Genomic DNA, 18,841 nt, shown 5'->3' on the forward strand with positions numbered 1-18,841 from the left:
TGGACCAGAGAAAAAAGGGGCGTTATGGCTGAGATATGTCGAATACCGAACTATTTCAGTGCGCAACGCAGCGACGCGATCGCGCTCCGTATCGGGGGCCGCGTCATATCTCTGTCGAAACGTTATGAACGGCGAGCGGGCCGTATCGTTCGACACGGCCCGTCCTCCGTCCGGTATCCGGCAACTTCCGGACGGCGTTCCCTACTTGAGCCGGGCCATCAGCGCATGCTCGACCAGGGTGATGAGAGCGCTCTTGGCCTCGCCGCGGTGGCGCGCGTCCGTGGTGATGATGGGGGTGTCCGGGCCGATCTGCAGAGCCTCGCGGACCTCTTCGGGGTTGTAGGGCTGCTGACCCTCGAAGCCGTTGAGGGCGATGACGAAGGGCAGCCCGGAGTTCTCGAAGTAGTCGACGGCGGGGAAGCAGTCGGCGAGCCGGCGGGTGTCGACCAGCACCACGGCGCCGATCGCGCCGCGCACCAGGTCGTCCCACATGAACCAGAAGCGGTCCTGACCCGGCGTGCCGAACAGGTACAGGATGAGATCGTCGTCGAGCGTGATGCGGCCGAAGTCCATCGCCACGGTCGTCGTGGTCTTGTCCTGGACATGGCTCAGATCGTCGATCCCCGCCGAGGCGGAGGTCATCACGGCTTCGGTGCGCAGCGGGTTGATCTCCGAGACCGCGCCGACGAACGTGGTCTTGCCCACGCCGAAGCCGCCCGCCACCACGATCTTCGCCGAGGTGGTCGCGCGGGCGGGGGAAGCGCCGCTAGAGCTTGCGAAGTCCACTGAGCACCCTTTCGAGCAGTGTCACATCCGGGGTACCGCCCGCTTCCGAACCGCCCCCGGGCTGGTGGATCGCCACCATGCCGGCCTCTGCCAGGTCCGCCACCAGGATCCGCGCCACACCCAGGGGTATGTTCAGCAGCGCCGAGACCTCGGCGACCGACTTGACCTCCTGGCACAGATGGCAGATCCGCTGGTGCTCGGGGAGCAGCCCCTGCAGATGCACGGGGTCGGCCGTGGTGCTGACCAGCGCCTCGATGGCGAGCTGGTAGCGCGGCCGGGTCCGGCCACCGGTCATGGCATACGGACGCACCAAAGGCTGGTCGCCTTCACCCCCGTACGGCGATTGGTGATGGCCGCCGTACGGGCCGGGCGAGGCGGGGGGCGGGGTCATGGATCCTCCGGTCGGACAACAAGGTGACGGGCGTGCCGTCGGTCGGTGCCGGTGGGGGCCCGCCGGCCGTGCGGCCGGGGGGACAGGCGTCGGATGGTCGATGGATCAGTTCAACAGGCTGCCCTGCAGCTCGGCACGCAGGTCGGGGGTGAGGACATTGCCCGCGCGGTCGACCAGCAGAGCCATCTCGTAGCCGACGAGGCCGATGTCGCACTCGGGGTGCGCGAGCACGGCGAGGGAGGAGCCGTCGGAGACGGACATGATGAAGAGAAAGCCTCGTTCCATTTCGACGACGGTCTGGTTGACCATGCCGCCTTCGAAGATGCGGGAGGCCCCGGCGGTGAGCGAGGTCAGGCCGGAAGCCACCGCCGCCAATTGATCGGCTCGGTCACGGGGGAAGCCTTCGGACATCGCCAGAAGGAGTCCGTCGGCGGAGACCACGACCGTGTGGGACACCCCGGGGGTGTTGTCCACGAAGTTCGTGATCAACCAGTTCAGATTCTGCGCCGCCTGGCTCATCGGGCTCAACTAACGCTCCTGCTGGTAAGTCGGGCCAATGCCGCGATCATGGTTGTCGCCGACTCCGGTACCGGCCCGGCGACCCTGCTGAATTCCACGGCGGAGGTTGGTCAGCCTGCCGCGTACATCATCGGGCGCGCGGGACACCTGCGGCCCAGCCTGGTCGGGCTGCGGCTGGTGTGCGGCACCCTCCACGAGGTTTGCGCGCGGCACCCGCCGTGGCAACCCGGACGACGTGATACCGCCGGCCGCCGGTTCGCGGACCTGCTCGGCGCGCCGCCAGCGCTCGTCGTTGTGGGGCGACGTACGCCAGTGGGAACCCGTGCTCCGGCCGCCCGGACCGGCCCCGTTGGTGCCGGGGCCCGCCGCGGCGCCCGATCCGGCGAAGTCGCCCATGCCCTGGGCGCCGGCGAAGTCGCCCATGCCCTGGGCCGCCGGCAGCGGCTCATGGGCCGAGCGCGGCGGTACGGCGGAGGCGGGCCGACCGGGGGTGGGCTCGGGGGCGGAAGGCGCGGACGGGTACGACCGGCCACCGTCCTGGGGGCCCGATATGCCCGGGTTCTCAGCCTGGTTGAAATGCCAGGACGACTCGATGGTGTCGAAGATCGGGGTACGGCCGTCGCCGGGTCCGGCGGGCGGCAGCGGATCGTTCGGGCGCCCACCGGGCCGGCCCTGGGGACCCTGGGGCAGCGGGTACTCACCGGTGCCACCCATGTCGGGGCGGGGGTACTCGCCGGTGTCGCCCATGTTCGGGCGGGGGTACTCGCCGGTGTCGCCCGGGCCGCCCATGTTCGGCCGCGGGAATTCGCCCGTGTCCCCGGGGCCGCGTCCACCGCGCGGGGCGGCGTCCTCGAACCGGGGCTGGGCGTACTCACCGGTGTCACCCGGGCCCTGGCCGAGCTCCGGACGGGCGTACTCACCGGTGTCACCCGGGCCCCGGCCGAGCTCCGGACGGGCGAACTCGCCGGTGTCGCCGGGGCCGCGGCCGTAGTCGGGCCGGTTGAACTGGCCGGTGTCGGTCGGTCCCTGGCCGCCCTGCGGGCCATTGGCCCCGCGGCGCGGCTCGAACAGGTTGGGGCTGTCGCTCAACTGCGGCAGCTCACCGGTGTCGCCGGGGCCGCGGTTGCCGAACGGGTCGCGCCGGTGCCCGGAGCCGCCGAGGTCCGGACCGGCGAACTGGCCCGTGGAGTCGTACTCCTCATGCCCGCGCGGGGTGTCCACCGCGTCGCGCGGCGTGCCCGGCCAGTCGTCCTCGCCGGCCGCGGCGCGCGCGCCCCAACTGGTGCCCGGCTGGGACGGGGCCGGAAGCTCGGGCGCGGGGCCGCGGGTGGGGAGCTGCGGACGGCCGCCCTGGTCGCCCCCGTCGGCACGGGCCGGGGCGCCGGTCGGCGGAGCGACGGTCGGGCCGTCGCTGCGCTGCGGAAGCGGGGGACGGCCGGAGGGGGCGCCGGGGCCACCCTGACCACCGGGACCACCCTGACCACCGGGACCGCCCTGACCGCCGGGGACACCCTGACCACCGGGACCACCGGGACCGCCGGGGCCCGCGGGGGCGTTGCTCCGGGGGCCTGGAGGCCGCCCGCCCTCGAAGAAGTTGGTGCCGTCGGCCGGGGCGCCGCCCGCGGGGCCCGCACCGGCGCCGACCGGCCGGGTCGGCAGTCCGCTGCCGCTGTTGCCGGGCAGCGCGGTGCGTGAACCCGAGCCCGGGACCTGGCGCCGCGAGGGCGCCGAGCCGAGCAGCCCCGCCGAACTGTTGCCCTGACCGCCACCGACGGCCGGGGCACCCTGGCCCGACTTGCCGCCGGCGGCCTGCGGCGCCGGCTTCCGGCCGCCCTGGGCGACATCGACCGGCAGCATGACCAGCGCCGTCGTACCGCCCGAGTCGGACGGCCGGAGCTGGATGCGGATGCCGTGGCGCAGCGACAGCCGGCCGACCACGAACAGACCCATGCGCCGGGACACCGACACATCGACCGTGGGCGGGGAGGCCAGCCGCTCGTTGATCGCTGCCAGGTCCTCGGGCGAGAGCCCGATACCGGTGTCGTGGATCTCGACCAGCACCCGCCCGTCGGGCAGCGCATGACCGGTGACCTTGACCTTGGTCTGCGGCGAGGAGAAGGAAGTGGCGTTCTCCAGCAGCTCGGCGAGCAGGTGGACGAGGTCGTTGACGACCCGGCCGGCGACCTCGGTCGCCGGGACCGAGCTGAGCTCGATGCGCTCGTACTGCTCCACCTCGGAGGCGGCCGCGCGGAGCACGTCCACCAGCGGCACCGGCCGGGTCCACCGGCGGCCGGGCTCCTCGCCCGCGAGGACCAGGAGGTTCTCGCCGTTACGCCGCATACGGGTGGCGAGGTGGTCCAGCTTGAAGAGCGAGGAGAGCTGGTCCGGGTCGGCCTCGCGGCTCTCCAGCTCGGAGATGAGCGAGAGCTGGCGCTGGATGAGGCCCTGGCTGCGGCGCGAGAGGTTGGTGAACATCGCGTTGACGTTGCCCCGCAGCAGCGCCTGCTCGGCGGCGAGCCGGACCGCCTCGCGGTGCACGTCGTCGAAGGCCGCGGCCACCTTTCCGATCTCGTCCCGGCTGTGCACACCGACGGACTCGACGGAGGTGTCCACATCCTGCGGATCGGACTCGGAGAGCTGCTTGACCAGTTCGGGCAGCCGCTTCTGGGAGACATCCTGCGCGGTGTCCTGGAGGCGGCGCAGCGAGCGGACCATGGAGCGGGCGACGACGAAGGCGCCGACCAGGGAGACGCCGAGGACCAGCAGGATCAGCGCACCGTTGAGGATCGCGTCCTGCTGGGCGGAGTCGCGGAGCTCACGAGCCTTCTGCTGCATCTCGCTGAGCAGCGTCTCCTCGATCTTGCCCATCTCTTCGATCTTGATACTGTCCTGGTCGTACCAGTCCAGATCGGTGCGCTTCTCCGCCTTCAGCCCCTCGGGGTCGCGCACCGCGCGGTCGGCGTACATGGTCGCCGCCTTGATGTCGGGGCGGCTGTCCAGGGGGTCGAGCAGATCCTCGGAGTTGCCCTGGCGGATCTGCTTGAAGCGGCCGAGCGCCTCGTTCTCCTTGTCCACCGCGGTCCTGGCGAAGCGGCGGTCGTTGGCGGAGAAGTCGGCGCCCTTGGGGTCGGCGAGCGCGGCGCTGATGAGTGCGCGCTGGATGGAGGCGTACTCCTTGGCGGAGGAGAAGGTGGCGAGCGCGCGGGTGTTGTTGATCATCGCGCGGTTGCTGGTCGCCTGCGCCATGTCCTGGGAGAGCAGCAGCAGCGAGTTGATCAGCTCGTTGTAGTTCTGGACCGTCAGCGAGTAGTACTGGCTGTTGTCGTAGGCCGTGTCACGGACCTCGTTGATCTTGCCGAGTTGACGGTCGATGTTGACGAGCGTGGACTGCACACCGGCCAGCGACTGGTCGCCGGGGTCGATCTGGTGCGTGGCCTCGCGGAAGGCCGTGATGGCGCGGTTGGTGTCCTCACGCGTGGAGACGACCCGGTCGTCCTTGTCGTTGCCCTTGCCCGCCAGCGGGCCGGCCGACTTGTCGCGCTCCTCCTGGAGCGCGCTGGCGAGCTGGGTGGCCTGCTGCGTCATCTTGGTGAGCAGCTTCATCTGGTCGAGCTGCTGGATGTTGTCCAGCGAGCCCTCGATGCGCAGCGCCCCCAGGGTGGTCGCCGCGACCACCGGGAGCGTGAGCAGAGAGACCAGTCGGGTGCTGATGCGCCAGTTGCGCAGGGCCATGCGACTGCCGGGCCCGCTGGGGCCGGAGGTCTTCGGCTTGGCAGGCTGCTCCGCGTCTCCGCCGCCACTGGGCGCACTGATCCGGGTAGCGCTCTGCGTACCGGCCTCGGGGCTCTGATCGCCCAGAGTCCTGCCGCTGCTCCCCTGGGCGCGCTGGGGCGAGGAGCCGCGGTCGGTCCCGCCACGCGGCTCCGGGTCCGCCGAAGCATCCCCTCGGCCCTGGCGGGCCTGGGGAGCCCCCATACCATCCCTCTTGATACGTCCCTGCACTAGCGTCGCAACCTCTGGACCAGGCGCTCCCCCGGAGGACCGGCGGAGCGGTGTCGAGTCGTGGGGGACCGCGATCCCCCCTGTCGGTCGTGAGTGACCGGCGCGCTTCCTTTCATGTCGACAAGAGGCGCCCCCGCCGCTCGGCGCCTCTGTGCTGCGCCCCCGTGCGCGCCGGTGATTCCCGCGGCGGTCCCGGGAATTGCAGCACAGTGCCGGATGCTGCAACAAGGGCAATGGATAAGGCTGTGATCCGTGTGACGCTCAGTGTGGACTTTATTACCGGACGTAGAAAGTCATGTCGGCGATAACGGACTTTCGTGTACGAATCGAAGGTCGTAATCGAGTGTCCGGCTAGCGATGATCAAGAGCGGAACGTCAGGTTCAGGTATGCGATGTCCGTTTAGGGCGATTGCGCAACTGTCTCCTATGTGGCTTTTGCCTGATCATTCGTGAGCAATATCACATGCTGGCGGTGACTTTTCCTGCGAATCCATGGGCAAGGCCGCCTCTAGCCTGACGCTTTACACAGCCGGTACGGACGACAAGATCGAGGCGTAAACCAAGTGAAGACGACCATGATGTTCCACTCCATAGCCAACCCGCGGCGCACCACCCTGGCCCATCTCGAGGACGTCCAAGAGCTGGGAGACGCCCAGGAGATCAAGGACGCCGACGACCTGTCGGCCGCGCCCGAGGAGCAGTCGGAGCACCGCGTCGACCTGCCGAACCGGACCGCGAACCCCAAGCGCACCGTGCTGACCGAGGCTCCGGGCCACTGATTCCCCGGGGCTGTGGCGGACGCCACCACTCCCGGCAGGTGGGACGGCGGCGCGCGGGACGCGGAGCGATAGCCTGGAGCGTCAGTCTCCAGCGAGTTCAGTCAAGGAGCCAAGGCTTCCCGTGCGCATCGCCAGATTCTCCATCGACGGCAACGTCGCCTTCGGCGTGGTGGAGGGTGAGCCGTCCGATCAGGACGGCCCCGTCATCGACATCATCAAGGGCCACCCCTTCGCCGAATTCGAGCGCTCGGGCCAGAAGGTCCCGCTGAGCAAGGTCCGGCTGCTGCCGCCCGTCCTGCCGAACAAGGTCGTCGGAATCGGGCGCAACTACGCCGAGCACGCGGCGGAGCTGGGCAATGAGGTCCCCGACGTCCCGGTCGTCTTCTTCAAGCCGTCCACCTCCGTGATCGGCCCCGGCGACCCCGTCACGTATCCCTCCTTCTCCTCCGAGGTGCACTACGAGGCCGAGCTGGCCGTGGTGATCGGACGGATGTGCCGTGAGGTTCCGCGTGAGCGCGTCAAGGACGTCATCCTCGGCTACACCTGCGGCAACGACATCACGGCCCGCGACGCCCAGCGGCGTGAGAAGCAGTGGGCGCGGGCCAAGGGCTTCGACACCTCGTGTCCGCTGGGCCCCTGGGTGGAGACCGATATCGACCTGACGCGCGCCGCCGATCTCGGCATCATGTGCACCGTCAACGGCGAGCAGCGTCAGCTCGGCCGGACGAGCGAGATGGTGCGCCCGATCGAGGATCTGATCGTGCACATCACCGAGGCGATGACGCTGCTCCCCGGCGACGTCGTGCTCACCGGCACTCCGGCGGGCGTCGGCCCGCTCTCCGTCGGCGACGAGGTCGCCGTCACCATCGAAGGCATCGGCACTCTCACCAACAAGGTGATCAAGCGTGGCTAGCGCATCCCCCTCCGCCCCCGTGCGAGTTCGTTTCTGTCCCTCGCCGACCGGCAACCCCCATGTCGGCATGGTCCGCACGGCCCTGTTCAACTGGGCCTTCGCCCGTCACCACGGTGGCACCCTGGTGTTCCGCATCGAGGACACCGACGCCGCGCGCGACTCCGAGGAGTCCTACACACAGCTCCTGGACGCCATGCGCTGGCTGGGCCTGGACTGGGACGAGGGCCCCGAGGTCGGCGGACCGCACGCGCCCTACCGCCAGTCGCAGCGGATGGACCTCTACCGCGAGGTCGCGGACAAGCTGCTGGAGGCGGGCCACGCCTACCGCTGCTACTGCACCGCCGAGGAGCTGGAGGAGCGCCGCGAGGCGGCCCGCAAGGCCGGCCGGCCCTCCGGCTACGACGGCACCTGCCGCACCCTGACCGCCGAGCAGATCGCCGCGTACGAGGCCGAAGGGCGCGTCTCGATCGTGCGCTTCCGGATGCCGGACGAGCCGATCACCTTCACCGACCTGGTGCGCGGTGAGCTGACCTTCACCCCCGAGAACGTCTCGGACTACGGCATCGTGCGGGCCAACGGCGCGCCCCTCTACACGCTCGTCAACCCCGTGGACGACGCGCTGATGGAGATCACGCATGTGCTGCGCGGCGAGGACCTGCTCTCCTCCACCCCGCGGCAGATCGGGCTCTACCGGGCGCTCGCCGAGATCGGTGTGGGCTCCGGCGCGGTGCCCGCGTTCGGCCACCTCCCGTATGTCATGGGCGAGGGCAACAAGAAGCTCTCCAAGCGCGATCCGCAGTCCTCGCTGAACCTCTACCGGGAGCGCGGCTTCCTCCCCGAGGGACTGCTCAACTACCTCTCCCTGCTGGGCTGGTCGCTCTCGTCCGACCGGGACGTCTTCTCGCCGGCGGAGATGGTCGAGGCGTTCGACATCTCGGCGGTGAACGCCAACCCGGCGCGTTTCGACCTCAAGAAGGCCGAGGCGATCAACGCGGACCACATCCGGCTGCTGGATGTGAAGGCGTTCATCGAGGCGTGCGAGCCCTGGCTGAAGGCCCCGCACGCGCCGTGGTCCCCGGACGCCTTCGACGCGGCCGCCTTCGCGGCGCTGGCCCCGCTGGCCCAGACCCGGCTGACGGTTCTGTCCGACATCACCGCGAACGTGGACTTCCTCTTCCTCGACGAGCCCGCCCAGGACGAGGCGTCCTGGACCAAGGCGATGAAGCCGGGCGCGGACGCGCTGCTGGCCTCGGTCCGTACCCGGCTCGCCGAGGCGGACTGGGACGCCGAGACCCTGAAGGCCGCGGTCCTCGCGGCCGGCGAGGAGCACGGCCTCAAACTGGGCAAGGCCCAGGCCCCGCTGCGCGTCGCGGTCACCGGCCGCACGGTCGGGCTGCCGCTGTTCGAGTCCCTGGAGGTCCTTGGCCGCGAGCGCACGCTGGCCCGTGTGGACGCGGCGCTGGCGAAGCTGGCCGGATAGGGGCGCGGGGCGCTGCCTGGGCCTGTGAGGCGGCGCCACTCGCGGTGATACTCGTTTTGGTGGCCCGTCCACCATCGGGTAATGTTCTTCCTGCGCCGGACGGGCGGGCCGAGAGGCCGGGCCGAGGCGCAAGCCAGACAAAACCCCTTACGGGGGTGGCGTTTTGGTGGGGTATGGTGTAATTGGCAGCACGAGTGATTCTGGTTCACTTAGTCTAGGTTCGAGTCCTGGTACCCCAGCAAGAGGTCCTTCGGATAACTGATGGATCTCTTGATCAAAGCAGGACCAAGCCCCCGTTGTGTAGCGGCCTAGCACGCTGCCCTCTCAAGGCAGTAGCGCCGGTTCGAATCCGGTCGGGGGTACGGATCTCTTCGCAAGACGGAGATCGCTAGGGCCCCCGTTGTGTAGCGGCCTAGCACGCCGCCCTCTCAAGGCGGTAGCGCCGGTTCGAATCCGGTCGGGGGTACTGGTCTATACCATGGGCTATGGTGTAATTGGCAGCACGAGTGATTCTGGTTCATTTAGTCTAGGTTCGAGTCCTGGTAGCCCAGCGCGGTACATGATGTCCAGTAGCATGTGCTGACTCAGGCCCCCGTTGTGTAGCGGCCTAGCACGCCGCCCTCTCAAGGCGGTAGCGCCGGTTCGAATCCGGTCGGGGGTACCAGCGAAAAGCCCTCCGCGACAGCGCGGGGGGCTTTTTCGTGCCCTGGCCACTCCGTGAATTCACCCCCTGGTCACGGCTCACTCCGCGAAGCGGCGCCCGGATTCCTCGGTTTGCGCGAGCCGCCGCAGGCTGAGCAGCACCGGCTCGTAGAGCACCGTCAGTGCCACCACCGCCTCGATCCGCTCGGGCGGGGTGTCGAAGGTCTCCACCAGGTCCAGGTCGGCGACGGCCAGTTCGCCCGCCAGCCGGGCGTGCACCAGCAGATGCTCGGTGTCATGGGGATATCCCAGGCGGTCCAGCGAGGCGATGGCCGCGACCAGCATCCGGTAGGCGGGGGAGGTGTCGCCCAGCTCCTGGCCGTAGGACCAGTCCATCCGCCGCAGTACGGTGTCCACCTGCTCCCGGGCCCGCGCCGCGTGCGGATCGTCCTCGTCGGGCTCGGCGCCGTGCGGCAGCGCCCAGACCGCGGCTCCCATCCGGGCGTTCTGGCTGAGCGACTCGTCCTCGGCGGCCTCCAGCACCTCGCGCGCCGTGGCCACCGGCATCCGGCCGACCTGGATCAGCGAGCGCACCAGCCGCAGTCGGCGCAGATGCTCCTCGCCGTACTCGGACTTGGTGGCGGTGATCCGCTCTCCCGGCGGCAGCAGCCGCTCGCGCAGATAGTACTTGATCGTCGCGGTGGACACTCCGCTGCGCTCGCTGAGCTCCGCCAGTCGCATCCCTGTTGCACCTTCCGTTGGAGAGTGGCACTATCCAAGACTATCCCGACGTGGGGACAAGGGGATCACCATGGGTGCCGAGCTGTTCGCCGGCCGTATGACCGCCGAGGCCGAGGGGGAGGTCACCGTCTTCCTGATCGGCATGCGCATCAACCGCTTCCGCGCGCTGCGGAGCTGGCTGCCGGTCTTCAGGGCGATGCCGCGGATGCTCCGCGAGCTGTCGCGGGACAAGGAGAGCGGGATGCTGAGCTATCAGCTCCTGTTCGGCGCGCCCCGGGTGCTCTACGTCGTCCAGTACTGGGACTCGCACGAGAAGCTGCTGGAGTACGCGTCGGCCCAGGGCAAGGAGCACCGCCCCGCCTGGGCGGCGTTCAACCGCCGGATGCGGGAGGGCCGGGACAAGGTCGGCTTCTGGCACGAGACCTATGTCGTACCGGCCGGGGCGCACGAGGCGATCTACCTCAACATGCCGGCGTTCGGCCTGGGCCAGGCCACCGGGGTCGTCCCGGTCGGCCGCCGCGGTGACCGCGCGGCCGACCGGCTGAGCCTGAACTGAAGAGGGCGTAACGGGGCGTGATCAGTTGCCGCGACGCAGGGCGTCCGTCAGGCGGGCCGCCGCGTCGATGACGGCCTGGGCGTGCATCCGGCCCGGGTGGCGGGTCAGCCGCTCGATCGGTCCGGAGACGGAGACGGAGGCGACCACGCGGTTGGACGGGCCGCGCACGGGCGCGGAGACGGACGCCACGCCGGGCTCCCGCTCGCCGATCGACTGGGCCCAGCCCCGCCGTCGTACGCCCGACAGGGCCGTGGCGGTGAACCGGGCCCCCTGCAGTCCGCGGTGCAGCCGCTCCGGCTCCTCCCAGGCCATCAGGACCTGTGCGGCCGAGCCGGCCTTCATGGGCAGGGTGGAGCCGACCGGCACGGTGTCCCGCAGTCCGGACAGCCGCTCGGCCGCGGCGACACAGATGCGCATGTCTCCCTGGCGCCGGTAGAGCTGCGCGCTCTCGCCGGTCACATCCCGGAGATGGGTGAGCACGGGACCGGCCGTGGCGAGCAGCCGGTCCTCGCCCGCCGCCGCTGCCAGTTCGGCCAGGCGGGGGCCCAGAATGAAGCGTCCCTGCATGTCACGTGCCACCATCCGGTGGTGCTCGAGTGCTACCGCGAGCCGGTGTGCCGTGGGGCGGGCGAGACCGGTCGCCCCGACCAGTCCGGCGAGGGTGGCCGGGCCGGACTCCAGGGCGCTCAGGACCAGAGCCGCCTTGTCGAGAACGCCGACGCCGCTAGTGTTGTCCATGAAACGATACTCGCGTCTCACAGTGTGAAACGCAAGTTCAATTTCCGGGGAGACCCGCCACTCTGTAAATGGCGGGCCCGCAGACCAGGGCACGCAGTCGAGACAAGCTGGGCCGGCACTGGCGCCGGCCGGAGGGAATGCGATGGGACGGACACTCGCGGAGAAGGTCTGGGACGACCATGTCGTCCGGCACGCCGAAGGCGAGCCTGACCTGCTCTTCATCGATCTGCACCTGCTGCACGAGGTGACCAGCCCGCAGGCGTTCGACGGCCTGCGCAAGGCCGGCCGCACGGTCCGTCGTACCGATCTCACCCTCGCGACCGAGGACCACAACACCCCCACCCTCGACATCGACAAGCCGATCGCGGACCCCGTCTCCCGCGCCCAGTTGGAGACGCTGCGCAAGAACTGCGCGGAGTTCGGTGTCCGGCTGCACCCGCTCGGCGATGTCGAGCAGGGCGTCGTCCACGTGGTGGGACCGCAGCTTGGACTGACCCAGCCCGGTACGACCGTGGTCTGCGGTGACAGCCACACCTCGACCCACGGCGCCTTCGGCGCGCTCGCGTTCGGCATCGGCACCAGCCAGGTCGAGCATGTGCTGGCGACCCAGACGCTGCCGCTCGCGCCGTTCAAGACCATGGCGATCACCGTCGAGGGCGAGCTGCCCGAGAGCGTCACCGCCAAGGACCTGATCCTGGCGATCATCGCGAAGATCGGCACCGGCGGCGGCCAGGGCTATGTGCTCGAGTACCGCGGCTCCGCCATCGAGAAGCTCTCGATGGAGGCCCGGATGACCGTGTGCAACATGTCCATCGAGGCGGGCGCCCGCGCGGGCATGATCGCTCCGGACGAGACGACCTTCGCCTATCTGGATGGTCGCCCGCACGCTCCCCAGGGCGACGACTGGGACGCGGCCGTCGCGTACTGGCGCACCCTGCGCAGCGACGACGACGCGGTCTTCGACCGTGAGGTCGTCATCGACGCCTCCGAACTCGCCCCGTTCGTCACCTGGGGCACCAACCCCGGCCAGGGCGCTCCGCTGTCGGAGTCGGTCCCGGACCCGGCCTCGTTCGAGGACGCCAGCGAGCAGTTCGCCGCCGAGAAGGCCCTGGAGTACATGGGTCTGACGGCAGGTCAGCCGCTGCGCCACATCGCGGTGGACACGGTCTTCGTCGGTTCCTGCACCAACGGCCGCATCGAGGACCTGCGCTCCGCCGCCTCGGTGCTGTCCGGCCGCTCGGTGGCCGACGGCGTACGGATGTTGGTGGTCCCCGGCTCGGTACGGGTCGCCCTGCAGGCCGTCGAGGAGGGGCTGGACAAGGTGTTCACCGCCGCCGGCGCCGAGTGGCGGCACGCGGGCTGCTCGATGTGCCTGGGCATGAACCCCGACCAGCTCGCGCCCGGTGAGCGCTCGGCGTCCACGTCCAACCGCAACTTCGAGGGCCGGCAGGGCAAGGGCGGCCGGACCCATCTGGTCTCGCCGCAGGTCGCCGCCGCCACCGCGGTACTGGGCCATCTGGCCTCGCCCGCCGATCTGTCCGACGCGGCCGTATCGACTCCCGTGGGGGCCTGAGCAGACATGGAAGCATTCACCACACACACCGGCCGGGCCGTTCCGCTGCGCCGCAGCAACGTGGACACGGACCAGATCATCCCGGCGCACTGGCTCAAGAAGGTCACCCGCGACGGCTTCGAGGACGGACTCTTCGAGGCCTGGCGCAAGGACCCGGAGTTCGTGCTCAACACGGCCGCGTACAAGGGCGGAACGGTGCTGGTGGCCGGTCCCGACTTCGGCACCGGCTCCTCGCGCGAGCACGCGGTATGGGCGCTGCAGAACTACGGCTTCAAGGCCGTCATCTCGTCCCGCTTCGCCGACATCTTCCGCGGCAACTCCCTCAAGAACGGGCTGCTGACCGTCGTCCTGCCGCAGGAGACCGTGGACCGGCTGTGGAAGCTGGTCGAGGCGGACCCCACCGCGGAGGTCACCGTGGACCTCGTCGACCGCCAGGTTCGAGCCGAGGGCATCACGGCTGATTTTGAGCTTGACGAGAATGCCCGGTGGCGACTCCTGGAGGGGCTGGACGACATCAGTCTCACCCTCAGGGAGGACGAATCCATCGCCGCGTACGAGGCGCGTCGTCCCTCCTTCAAGCCGAGCACGGTGGTGGTCTGACCCCCCGGTTCTCCCTGTACAGAGCGGGTTTGGCAAGATGCGCCGCCGGTCCTCGGACCGGCGGCGCATCGGCATGTTGAGGCCCCGTGAAGCGACAACTCGCCTCAGATGGCACAATCAGTGCATGGAACGCGACGGCCAACTCGAGCTCTACGGCATCGTCGCCGACCGGCTCAAGGAAGCGCACGCAAGGGTGCGCGCACTGCAAGTCCCGGAGGGCGTACGGATGGCGCTGTCCCGGAAGCTGCTGGTCATCACCTCAGCGGCGAAACACGATCTCGCAGATGCGGCAAAGCGTCTGGAGCGGTTGATGAACGACCTCGACGAGGGCCGTTTCCCCCAAGATCCCGACACCGACGGAAGTCCGTGACGATCGAGTGCGTTGCGGCACAAGGGTGATTAGCCCGTTTCGTGTTTGATTTGCGGTATATATCTGCCTAACGTGCGAAAAGGCTTGAACACATTGATTCCGGCAATGTCTCCGAAGGGGAAGACGTGAACAAGGCGCAGCTCGTAGAAGCGATTGCCGACAAGGTTGGCGGCCGTCAGCAGGCCGCCGAAGCCGTCGACGCAGTTCTGGACGCCATCGTCCGGGCGGTCGTCGCCGGGGAGCGAGTTTCAGTCACTGGATTTGGTTCGTTCGAGAAGGTGGAACGGCCCGCCCGGTACGCCCGTAACCCGCAGACCGGGGAGCGCGTGAGGGTCAAGAAGACCTCGGTGCCCCGCTTCCGTGCCGGTCAGGGGTTCAAGGACCTGGTGAGCGGCTCCAAGAAGCTCCCGCGCGGCGGTGAGGTCGCCGTGAAGAAGGCCCCCAAGGGCAGCCTCCAGGTCGCCGCGAAGAAGGCCGCGGCCAAGAAGGCGACCGCCAAGAAGGCTCCTGCGAAGAAGACGACGGCCAAGAAGGCGACGGCCAAAACGGCCCCGGCCAAGGCCGCCGCCAAGAAGGCCCCCGCCAAGAAGGCGACGGCCAAGACGGCGCCCGCCAAGGCCGCCGCCAAGAAGGCCCCGGCGCGCAAGACGAGCGCCCGTAAGACCACCACGAAGAAGACCACCGCCAGGAAGCGCTAAGCCGGCGGCGCACAGGCGCCGCACTGTTCACGCGCCGGGCCGGGCTCCCCGAGGGAGCCCGGCCCGCGGTGCTGTCTGCGGTGCTGTCCGTGGCGTTCAGAACGTCTGCAGCGTGACGAAGACGACCCGGCGCTGCTCGCCCTCGCCCTCCACCTCGATCCGCACCCGCTGGCCCGGGCGCAGCATCCGCAGCCCCCCGGCGTCGAAGGCCGCGGTGTCGAACGGCAGCGGGGTGCCGTCGTCGAGCAGCACGCTGCCGGCGCGGGTCTCGGGGTCGTACGTATAGGCGGTTCCCTGCATGTCCGCCAGCCTAGCCCTGGTGTGGGCGCCCACGCCCAGGGCCACCGCCGCGCGCAGATCCACGGCCGTGTCCACGTCGCGCCGCACCGAGTCCACCCCCGCCAGCTCGATCTCCCGCGCCCCCGACGCCCGGTGCCGGGCCCGTGAGGCGCCCCCGAAGGCGGGCGCCAGATCGGCACCGGGCGCCGCCGAGAGGAGGGTCGTGCCCACCCCCGCGGTGTCCGCCAGAAAGGCGCGTGGGAAGCCGGAGGCGGCCTCGAGCACCAGGTCGAGCTCCGCGGGCCGCAGCGCCGGGAGATCGGCGTTCATCGCCGCCACGGCGGCCCCCGGCCGCTCCCCGCGGACGGCGAGGGCGCCGTGCGCCAGCGCCGCGTTCAGCCCGCGCCCCGGGGAGTCGGGCAGGATCCGGGCGCCGAGGGCGGAGAGCTCACGTCCGGCGAGCGGGTCGTCGGTGACGACGGTCACCCCCCGCACCCAGCGGCTCGCCAGCGCCGCGTCCACCGTGTCCTGAGCGAACGACAGCGCGAGCGAGGCCCGGAGGCCGTCCCCCGCGGCGTCGGAGAGCCTGGTCTTCGCCCGTGACAAGGGCTTCAGCGGCACCACGAGGGTCCAGGTCACAGGGGCTCCGTTTCTTCCCACGGGCCTCATTCTGACCTGCTGCCCGGCTCGCCGAAGACGTGCGGGGTTACGGTGTTCTCGACAGACAGGGTGCCTGGAGCGACACTTGTGCGGCTGCAGGGGACGACAGCAAGCCAGCAGGTCAGCAGGGTCCAAGAGAGGATGTTCCGAGTGTCCGGCCGCAGAATCGGCTTCTGGTACCGCACGGCAGCGGTCTTGTGCAAACCGCCGCTGGTGGTTCTGTTCAAGCGGGACTGGCACGGAATGGAGCACATTCCGGCCGACGGTGGATTTATCACCGCGATAAATCACAACTCGTATCTCGACCCCCTCTCCTACGCGCACTTCCAGTACAACACCGGCAGGGTGCCGCGCTTCCTCGCCAAGGCCGCCCTCTTCAGGGGCGGCTTCATGGGCACCATGCTCCGCGGCACCGGCCAGATCCCCGTCTACCGCGAGTCCACCGATGCCGCCAACGCCTTCCGGGCCGCCGTGGACGCCATCAACAAGGGCGAGTGCGTGGCCTTCTACCCCGAGGGCACCCTCACCCGCGACCCCGACATGTGGCCCATGCGCGGAAAGACCGGTGCGGCGCGGGTCGCGCTGCTCACCAAGGCCCCCGTCATCCCCGTCGCCCAGTGGGGCGCCAACGAGGCCGTGCCGCCGTACGCCAAGGAGAAGCGGGTCCGCCTCTTCCCGCGCAAGACGCTCAAGGTGCTCGCCGGCCCGCCGGTGGACCTGTCCGGGTTCTACGGCCAGGAGCCCACCGCGGAGGTCCTCCGGGCGGCCACCGACGTCATCATGGACGCCATCACCGACCTCCTCTCCGAGGTGCGCGGAGAGCCGGCGCCCGTTCACCGGCCCGGCCGGGCCATCAGCACCAGCACCGACGGCCCGCCGCTCCCGCTGGCCGATGAGGAGAGCAAGTGACGCGCTGCGCCGTCTTCGGCACCGGCTCCTGGGGCACCGCCTTCGCGATGGTGCTCGCCGACGCCGGCTGCGAGGTGACGCTGTGGGGCCGCCGGCCCGGTGTCGTCGAGGCCATCAACACCGGCCGCACCAATCCCGACTACTTCCCCGGGGTGCGGCTCCCCGACGGCGTGCGGGCCACCACCGACCCGGCCGAGGCCGCGGCCGGCGCGGAGTTCACCGTCTTCTCCGTGCCCTCCCAGACGCTGCGCGGCAACCTCTCCGAATGGGCCCCGCTGCTGGCCGCCGACACCGTGCTGGTCTCCCTGATGAAGGGCGTCGAACTCGGCACGGCCAAGCGGATGAGCGAGGTCGTGCAGGAGGTCGCCAAGGCGCCCGCGGAGCGCGTCGCGGTGCTCACCGGGCCCAACCTCGCCAAGGAGATCGCCGCCCGGCAGCCCGCCGCCTCCGTGGTGGCCTGCCCGGACGAGAGCGTGGCCCGCCGCCTCCAGACCGCCTGCCACACCGCGTACTTCCGCCCGTACACCAACACCGACGTGGTCGGCTGCGAGCTGGGCGGCGCGGTGAAGAACGTCATCGCGCTGGCCGTGGGCATCGCCGACGGCATGGGGCTCGGCGACAACACCAAGGCGTCGCTCATCACCCGCGGCCTCGCCGAAACGACCAGGCTGGGCCTGGCGATGGGCGCCGACGCGCACACCTTCGCGGGCCTGGCGGGCATGGGCGACCTCGTCGCCACCTGCTCCTCCCCGCTCTCCCGCAACCACACCTTCGGCACCAACCTGGGGCGCGGGATGACGCTGGAGGAGACCATCGCGGTCACCAAGCAGACCGCGGAGGGCGTCAAGTCGTGCGAGTCCGTGCTGGATCTCGCCCGGCGCTTCGATGTCGACATGCCCATCACCGAGACCGTCGTCGAGATCGTGCACGACGGCAAACAGCCGCTTGTCGCACTCAAAGAGCTGATGTCCCGCAGCGCCAAGGCCGAGCGGCACTGACGCCACGCGGACCGCAAGGTAACCTCGACGCGATATGAGCAGCCAGACCCCTTCCCCAGGCCCTGTCCCGGCTTCTTCCGGAGGCGAGCGGCACAAGCCGCGCGTCGCGGTCGTCTTCGGCGGCCGCAGCTCCGAGCACGCCATCTCGGTGGTCACCGCGGGCGCCGTGCTGCGCGCCATCGACCGCGAGAAGTACGACGTGCTGCCGATCGGCATCACCGCTGACGGCCGTTGGGCGCTGACCGCCGACGAGCCCGAGCGGATGGGCATCGCGGGCCGCGAGCTGCCCAGCGTGGAACGGCTCGCCGAGTCCGGCGAAGGTTCGGTCGTCCTCCCGGTCGACCCGGGGAACCGTGAGGTCGTCTACAGCGAGCCGGGGTCGGTGCCCAAGGCGCTGGGCGACGTCGACGTCGTCTTCCCCATGCTGCACGGCCCGTACGGCGAGGACGGCACCCTTCAGGGGCTGCTGGAGCTGTCCGGGGTGCCGTATGTGGGCGCCGGGGTGCTCGCCTCCGCCGTGGGCATGGACAAGGAGTACATGAAGCGGGTGTTCGTCTCCTTCGGGCTGCCCGTCGGCCCGTACGAGGTGATCCGCCCCCGGGAGTGGCAGCAGGAACCTTCCGCCGCCCGCCGCCGGATCGTGGAGTTCGCCGCGGAGCACGGCTGGCCGCTCTTCGTGAAGCCCGCGCGGGCCGGCTCGTCCATCGGCATCACCAAGGTCGAGGACCCGGCGGACCTGGACGAGGCCATCGAGGAGGCCCGGCGCCACGACCCGAAGGTCATCGTGGAGGCGCTGCTGCGCGGCCGCGAGATCGAATGCGGGGTGCTGGAGTACGAGGACGGGCCGCGCGCGAGCCTGCCCGCCGAGATCCCGCCGGTCTCCTCCCACGCCTTCTACGACTTCGAGGCGAAGTACATCGACTCGGCGGCCGGCATCGTGCCCGCGCCGCTCACCGAGGAGCAGACCCGGCGGGTCCAGGAGCTCGCGGTGGCCGCCTTCGACGCGGCGTCCTGCGAGGGGCTGGTCCGGGCCGACTTCTTCCTGCTGGACAGTGGCGAGTTCGTGATCAACGAGATCAACACCATGCCCGGCTTCACCCCGATCTCGATGTACCCGCGCATGTGGCAGGAGAGCGGTGTGAGCTACCCCGAGCTGGTGGACCGGCTGCTGCAGGCCGCGCTGCGCCGCTCGACGGGGCTGCGCTAG

Annotated in this window: 17 protein-coding genes, 5 tRNA genes and 1 pseudogene; 16 read left to right on the top strand and 7 right to left on the bottom strand. The window is 70.1% G+C overall.

From position 1 onward, the window contains the following. Nucleotides 1-201 precede the first annotated feature (201 nt). From STRVI_RS08045 to STRVI_RS08060, 4 genes are all read right to left on the bottom strand, one after another. Complete coding sequence (locus STRVI_RS08045) at nucleotides 202-786, bottom strand: GTP-binding protein (protein ID WP_014055139.1); 585 nt, start codon at nucleotides 784-786, stop codon at nucleotides 202-204. Further along, nucleotides 767-1,177, bottom strand: coding sequence for a DUF742 domain-containing protein (locus STRVI_RS08050; RefSeq protein WP_014055140.1), 411 nt, complete (start codon nucleotides 1,175-1,177; stop codon nucleotides 767-769). The genes STRVI_RS08045 and STRVI_RS08050 overlap by 20 nt, the downstream gene beginning before the upstream one ends. A gap of 105 nt (nucleotides 1,178-1,282) precedes the next feature. Further along, nucleotides 1,283-1,696, bottom strand: coding sequence for a roadblock/LC7 domain-containing protein (locus STRVI_RS08055; protein ID WP_043235574.1), 414 nt, complete (start codon nucleotides 1,694-1,696; stop codon nucleotides 1,283-1,285). A 9-nt stretch (nucleotides 1,697-1,705) separates the two neighbouring features. Beyond that, the gene (locus STRVI_RS08060; protein ID WP_014055142.1) at nucleotides 1,706-5,671 is read right to left on the bottom strand and encodes a sensor histidine kinase; all 3,966 of its coding nucleotides are present in this window, start codon (nucleotides 5,669-5,671) and stop codon (nucleotides 1,706-1,708) included. Nucleotides 5,672-6,261: 590 nt separating this feature from the next. On the opposite strand from STRVI_RS08060, the gene STRVI_RS08065 reads away from it, so the two are divergent. From STRVI_RS08065 to STRVI_RS08100, 8 genes are all read left to right on the top strand, one after another. Further along, nucleotides 6,262-6,477: a hypothetical protein gene (locus tag STRVI_RS08065; protein WP_014055143.1), complete on the top strand. Its 216-nt coding sequence runs from the start codon at nucleotides 6,262-6,264 to the stop codon at nucleotides 6,475-6,477. 121 nt (nucleotides 6,478-6,598) lie between these two features. Next, a complete protein-coding gene (locus STRVI_RS08070) occupies nucleotides 6,599-7,390 on the top strand; it encodes a fumarylacetoacetate hydrolase family protein (RefSeq protein ID WP_014055144.1) in 792 nt (263 codons plus the stop codon). Continuing rightward, nucleotides 7,383-8,870 (top strand): glutamate--tRNA ligase, encoded by a 1,488-nt coding sequence (gltX, locus tag STRVI_RS08075; protein WP_014055145.1) that lies wholly within the window; start codon nucleotides 7,383-7,385, stop codon nucleotides 8,868-8,870. Before STRVI_RS08070 ends, gltX begins: the two co-directional genes overlap by 8 nt. Before the next feature lie 167 nt (nucleotides 8,871-9,037). Further along, a tRNA-Gln gene (locus tag STRVI_RS08080) sits at nucleotides 9,038-9,109 on the top strand. 50 nt (nucleotides 9,110-9,159) lie between these two features. After that, nucleotides 9,160-9,232, top strand: a tRNA-Glu gene (locus STRVI_RS08085). A gap of 31 nt (nucleotides 9,233-9,263) precedes the next feature. Then, nucleotides 9,264-9,336 (top strand) — tRNA-Glu (locus STRVI_RS08090). Nucleotides 9,337-9,349: 13 nt separating this feature from the next. Then, nucleotides 9,350-9,421 (top strand) — tRNA-Gln (locus tag STRVI_RS08095). A gap of 37 nt (nucleotides 9,422-9,458) precedes the next feature. Continuing rightward, a tRNA-Glu gene (locus STRVI_RS08100) sits at nucleotides 9,459-9,534 on the top strand. Nucleotides 9,535-9,611: 77 nt separating this feature from the next. Here STRVI_RS08100 and STRVI_RS08105 read toward each other — a convergent pair. Beyond that, nucleotides 9,612-10,253, bottom strand: coding sequence for a MerR family transcriptional regulator (locus STRVI_RS08105; RefSeq protein ID WP_014055146.1), 642 nt, complete (start codon nucleotides 10,251-10,253; stop codon nucleotides 9,612-9,614). Between the two features lie 70 nt (nucleotides 10,254-10,323). Here STRVI_RS08105 and STRVI_RS08110 point away from each other — a divergent pair, with 70 nt between their 5' ends. After that, complete coding sequence (locus STRVI_RS08110) at nucleotides 10,324-10,809, top strand: DUF4188 domain-containing protein (RefSeq protein ID WP_014055147.1); 486 nt, start codon at nucleotides 10,324-10,326, stop codon at nucleotides 10,807-10,809. A gap of 21 nt (nucleotides 10,810-10,830) precedes the next feature. Here STRVI_RS08110 and ndgR read toward each other — a convergent pair whose 3' ends face one another. After that, nucleotides 10,831-11,547 (bottom strand): IclR family transcriptional regulator NdgR, encoded by a 717-nt coding sequence (gene ndgR, locus STRVI_RS08115; RefSeq protein WP_014055148.1) that lies wholly within the window; start codon nucleotides 11,545-11,547, stop codon nucleotides 10,831-10,833. Between the two features lie 142 nt (nucleotides 11,548-11,689). Here ndgR and leuC point away from each other — a divergent pair, with 142 nt between their 5' ends. The 4 genes from leuC (at nucleotide 11,690) to STRVI_RS08135 (ending at nucleotide 14,788) form a co-directional block, all read left to right on the top strand. After that, on the top strand, nucleotides 11,690-13,120 hold the full coding sequence (leuC, locus tag STRVI_RS08120) for a 3-isopropylmalate dehydratase large subunit (protein ID WP_014055149.1): 1,431 nt from the start codon (nucleotides 11,690-11,692) through the stop codon (nucleotides 13,118-13,120). Between the two features lie 6 nt (nucleotides 13,121-13,126). Further along, nucleotides 13,127-13,720 carry a 3-isopropylmalate dehydratase small subunit gene (gene leuD, locus STRVI_RS08125; RefSeq protein WP_014055150.1) on the top strand — a complete coding sequence of 198 codons (594 nt, stop codon included), beginning with the start codon at nucleotides 13,127-13,129 and terminating at the stop codon, nucleotides 13,718-13,720. A 124-nt stretch (nucleotides 13,721-13,844) separates the two neighbouring features. Then, nucleotides 13,845-14,090: a hypothetical protein gene (locus STRVI_RS08130; RefSeq protein ID WP_014055151.1), complete on the top strand. Its 246-nt coding sequence runs from the start codon at nucleotides 13,845-13,847 to the stop codon at nucleotides 14,088-14,090. 125 nt (nucleotides 14,091-14,215) lie between these two features. Further along, on the top strand, nucleotides 14,216-14,788 hold the full coding sequence (locus STRVI_RS08135) for an HU family DNA-binding protein (RefSeq protein WP_014055152.1): 573 nt from the start codon (nucleotides 14,216-14,218) through the stop codon (nucleotides 14,786-14,788). Between the two features lie 303 nt (nucleotides 14,789-15,091). Here the strand turns inward: STRVI_RS08135 and cofC are convergent. After that, a pseudogene (gene cofC, locus STRVI_RS08140) lies at nucleotides 15,092-15,706 on the bottom strand (2-phospho-L-lactate guanylyltransferase); the annotation flags it as partial. A 171-nt stretch (nucleotides 15,707-15,877) separates the two neighbouring features. Between cofC and STRVI_RS08145 the strand changes: the two are divergent. Genes STRVI_RS08145 through STRVI_RS08155 form a run of 3 tightly spaced genes read left to right on the top strand, consistent with a single transcriptional unit; the run spans nucleotide 15,878 to nucleotide 18,841 of the window. Next, entirely contained in the window at nucleotides 15,878-16,636 is a 759-nt protein-coding gene (locus tag STRVI_RS08145; RefSeq protein ID WP_043235577.1) for a lysophospholipid acyltransferase family protein, read from the top strand. Then, nucleotides 16,633-17,634 carry an NAD(P)H-dependent glycerol-3-phosphate dehydrogenase gene (locus tag STRVI_RS08150; RefSeq protein WP_014055155.1) on the top strand — a complete coding sequence of 334 codons (1,002 nt, stop codon included), beginning with the start codon at nucleotides 16,633-16,635 and terminating at the stop codon, nucleotides 17,632-17,634. The genes STRVI_RS08145 and STRVI_RS08150 overlap by 4 nt, the downstream gene beginning before the upstream one ends. A gap of 34 nt (nucleotides 17,635-17,668) precedes the next feature. After that, nucleotides 17,669-18,841 carry a D-alanine--D-alanine ligase family protein gene (locus tag STRVI_RS08155; RefSeq protein ID WP_014055156.1) on the top strand — a complete coding sequence of 391 codons (1,173 nt, stop codon included), beginning with the start codon at nucleotides 17,669-17,671 and terminating at the stop codon, nucleotides 18,839-18,841.

This window comes from Streptomyces violaceusniger Tu 4113 (genome assembly GCF_000147815.2).
Lineage (GTDB): Bacteria > Actinomycetota > Actinomycetes > Streptomycetales > Streptomycetaceae > Streptomyces > Streptomyces violaceusniger_A.

Coding starts and splice junctions, on each gene's coding strand:
- STRVI_RS08130 (WP_014055151.1), top strand. CDS start 13,845: ATGGAACGCGACGGCCAACTCGAGCTCTACGGCATCGTCGCCGACCGG.
- STRVI_RS08110 (WP_014055147.1), top strand. CDS start 10,324: ATGGGTGCCGAGCTGTTCGCCGGCCGTATGACCGCCGAGGCCGAGGGG.
- leuD (WP_014055150.1), top strand. CDS start 13,127: ATGGAAGCATTCACCACACACACCGGCCGGGCCGTTCCGCTGCGCCGC.
- STRVI_RS08105 (WP_014055146.1), bottom strand. CDS start 10,253: ATGCGACTGGCGGAGCTCAGCGAGCGCAGCGGAGTGTCCACCGCGACG.
- ndgR (WP_014055148.1), bottom strand. CDS start 11,547: ATGGACAACACTAGCGGCGTCGGCGTTCTCGACAAGGCGGCTCTGGTC.
- leuC (WP_014055149.1), top strand. CDS start 11,690: ATGGGACGGACACTCGCGGAGAAGGTCTGGGACGACCATGTCGTCCGG.
- STRVI_RS08155 (WP_014055156.1), top strand. CDS start 17,669: ATGAGCAGCCAGACCCCTTCCCCAGGCCCTGTCCCGGCTTCTTCCGGA.
- STRVI_RS08050 (WP_014055140.1), bottom strand. CDS start 1,177: ATGACCCCGCCCCCCGCCTCGCCCGGCCCGTACGGCGGCCATCACCAA.
- STRVI_RS08055 (WP_043235574.1), bottom strand. CDS start 1,696: ATGAGCCAGGCGGCGCAGAATCTGAACTGGTTGATCACGAACTTCGTG.
- STRVI_RS08060 (WP_014055142.1), bottom strand. CDS start 5,671: ATGGGGGCTCCCCAGGCCCGCCAGGGCCGAGGGGATGCTTCGGCGGAC.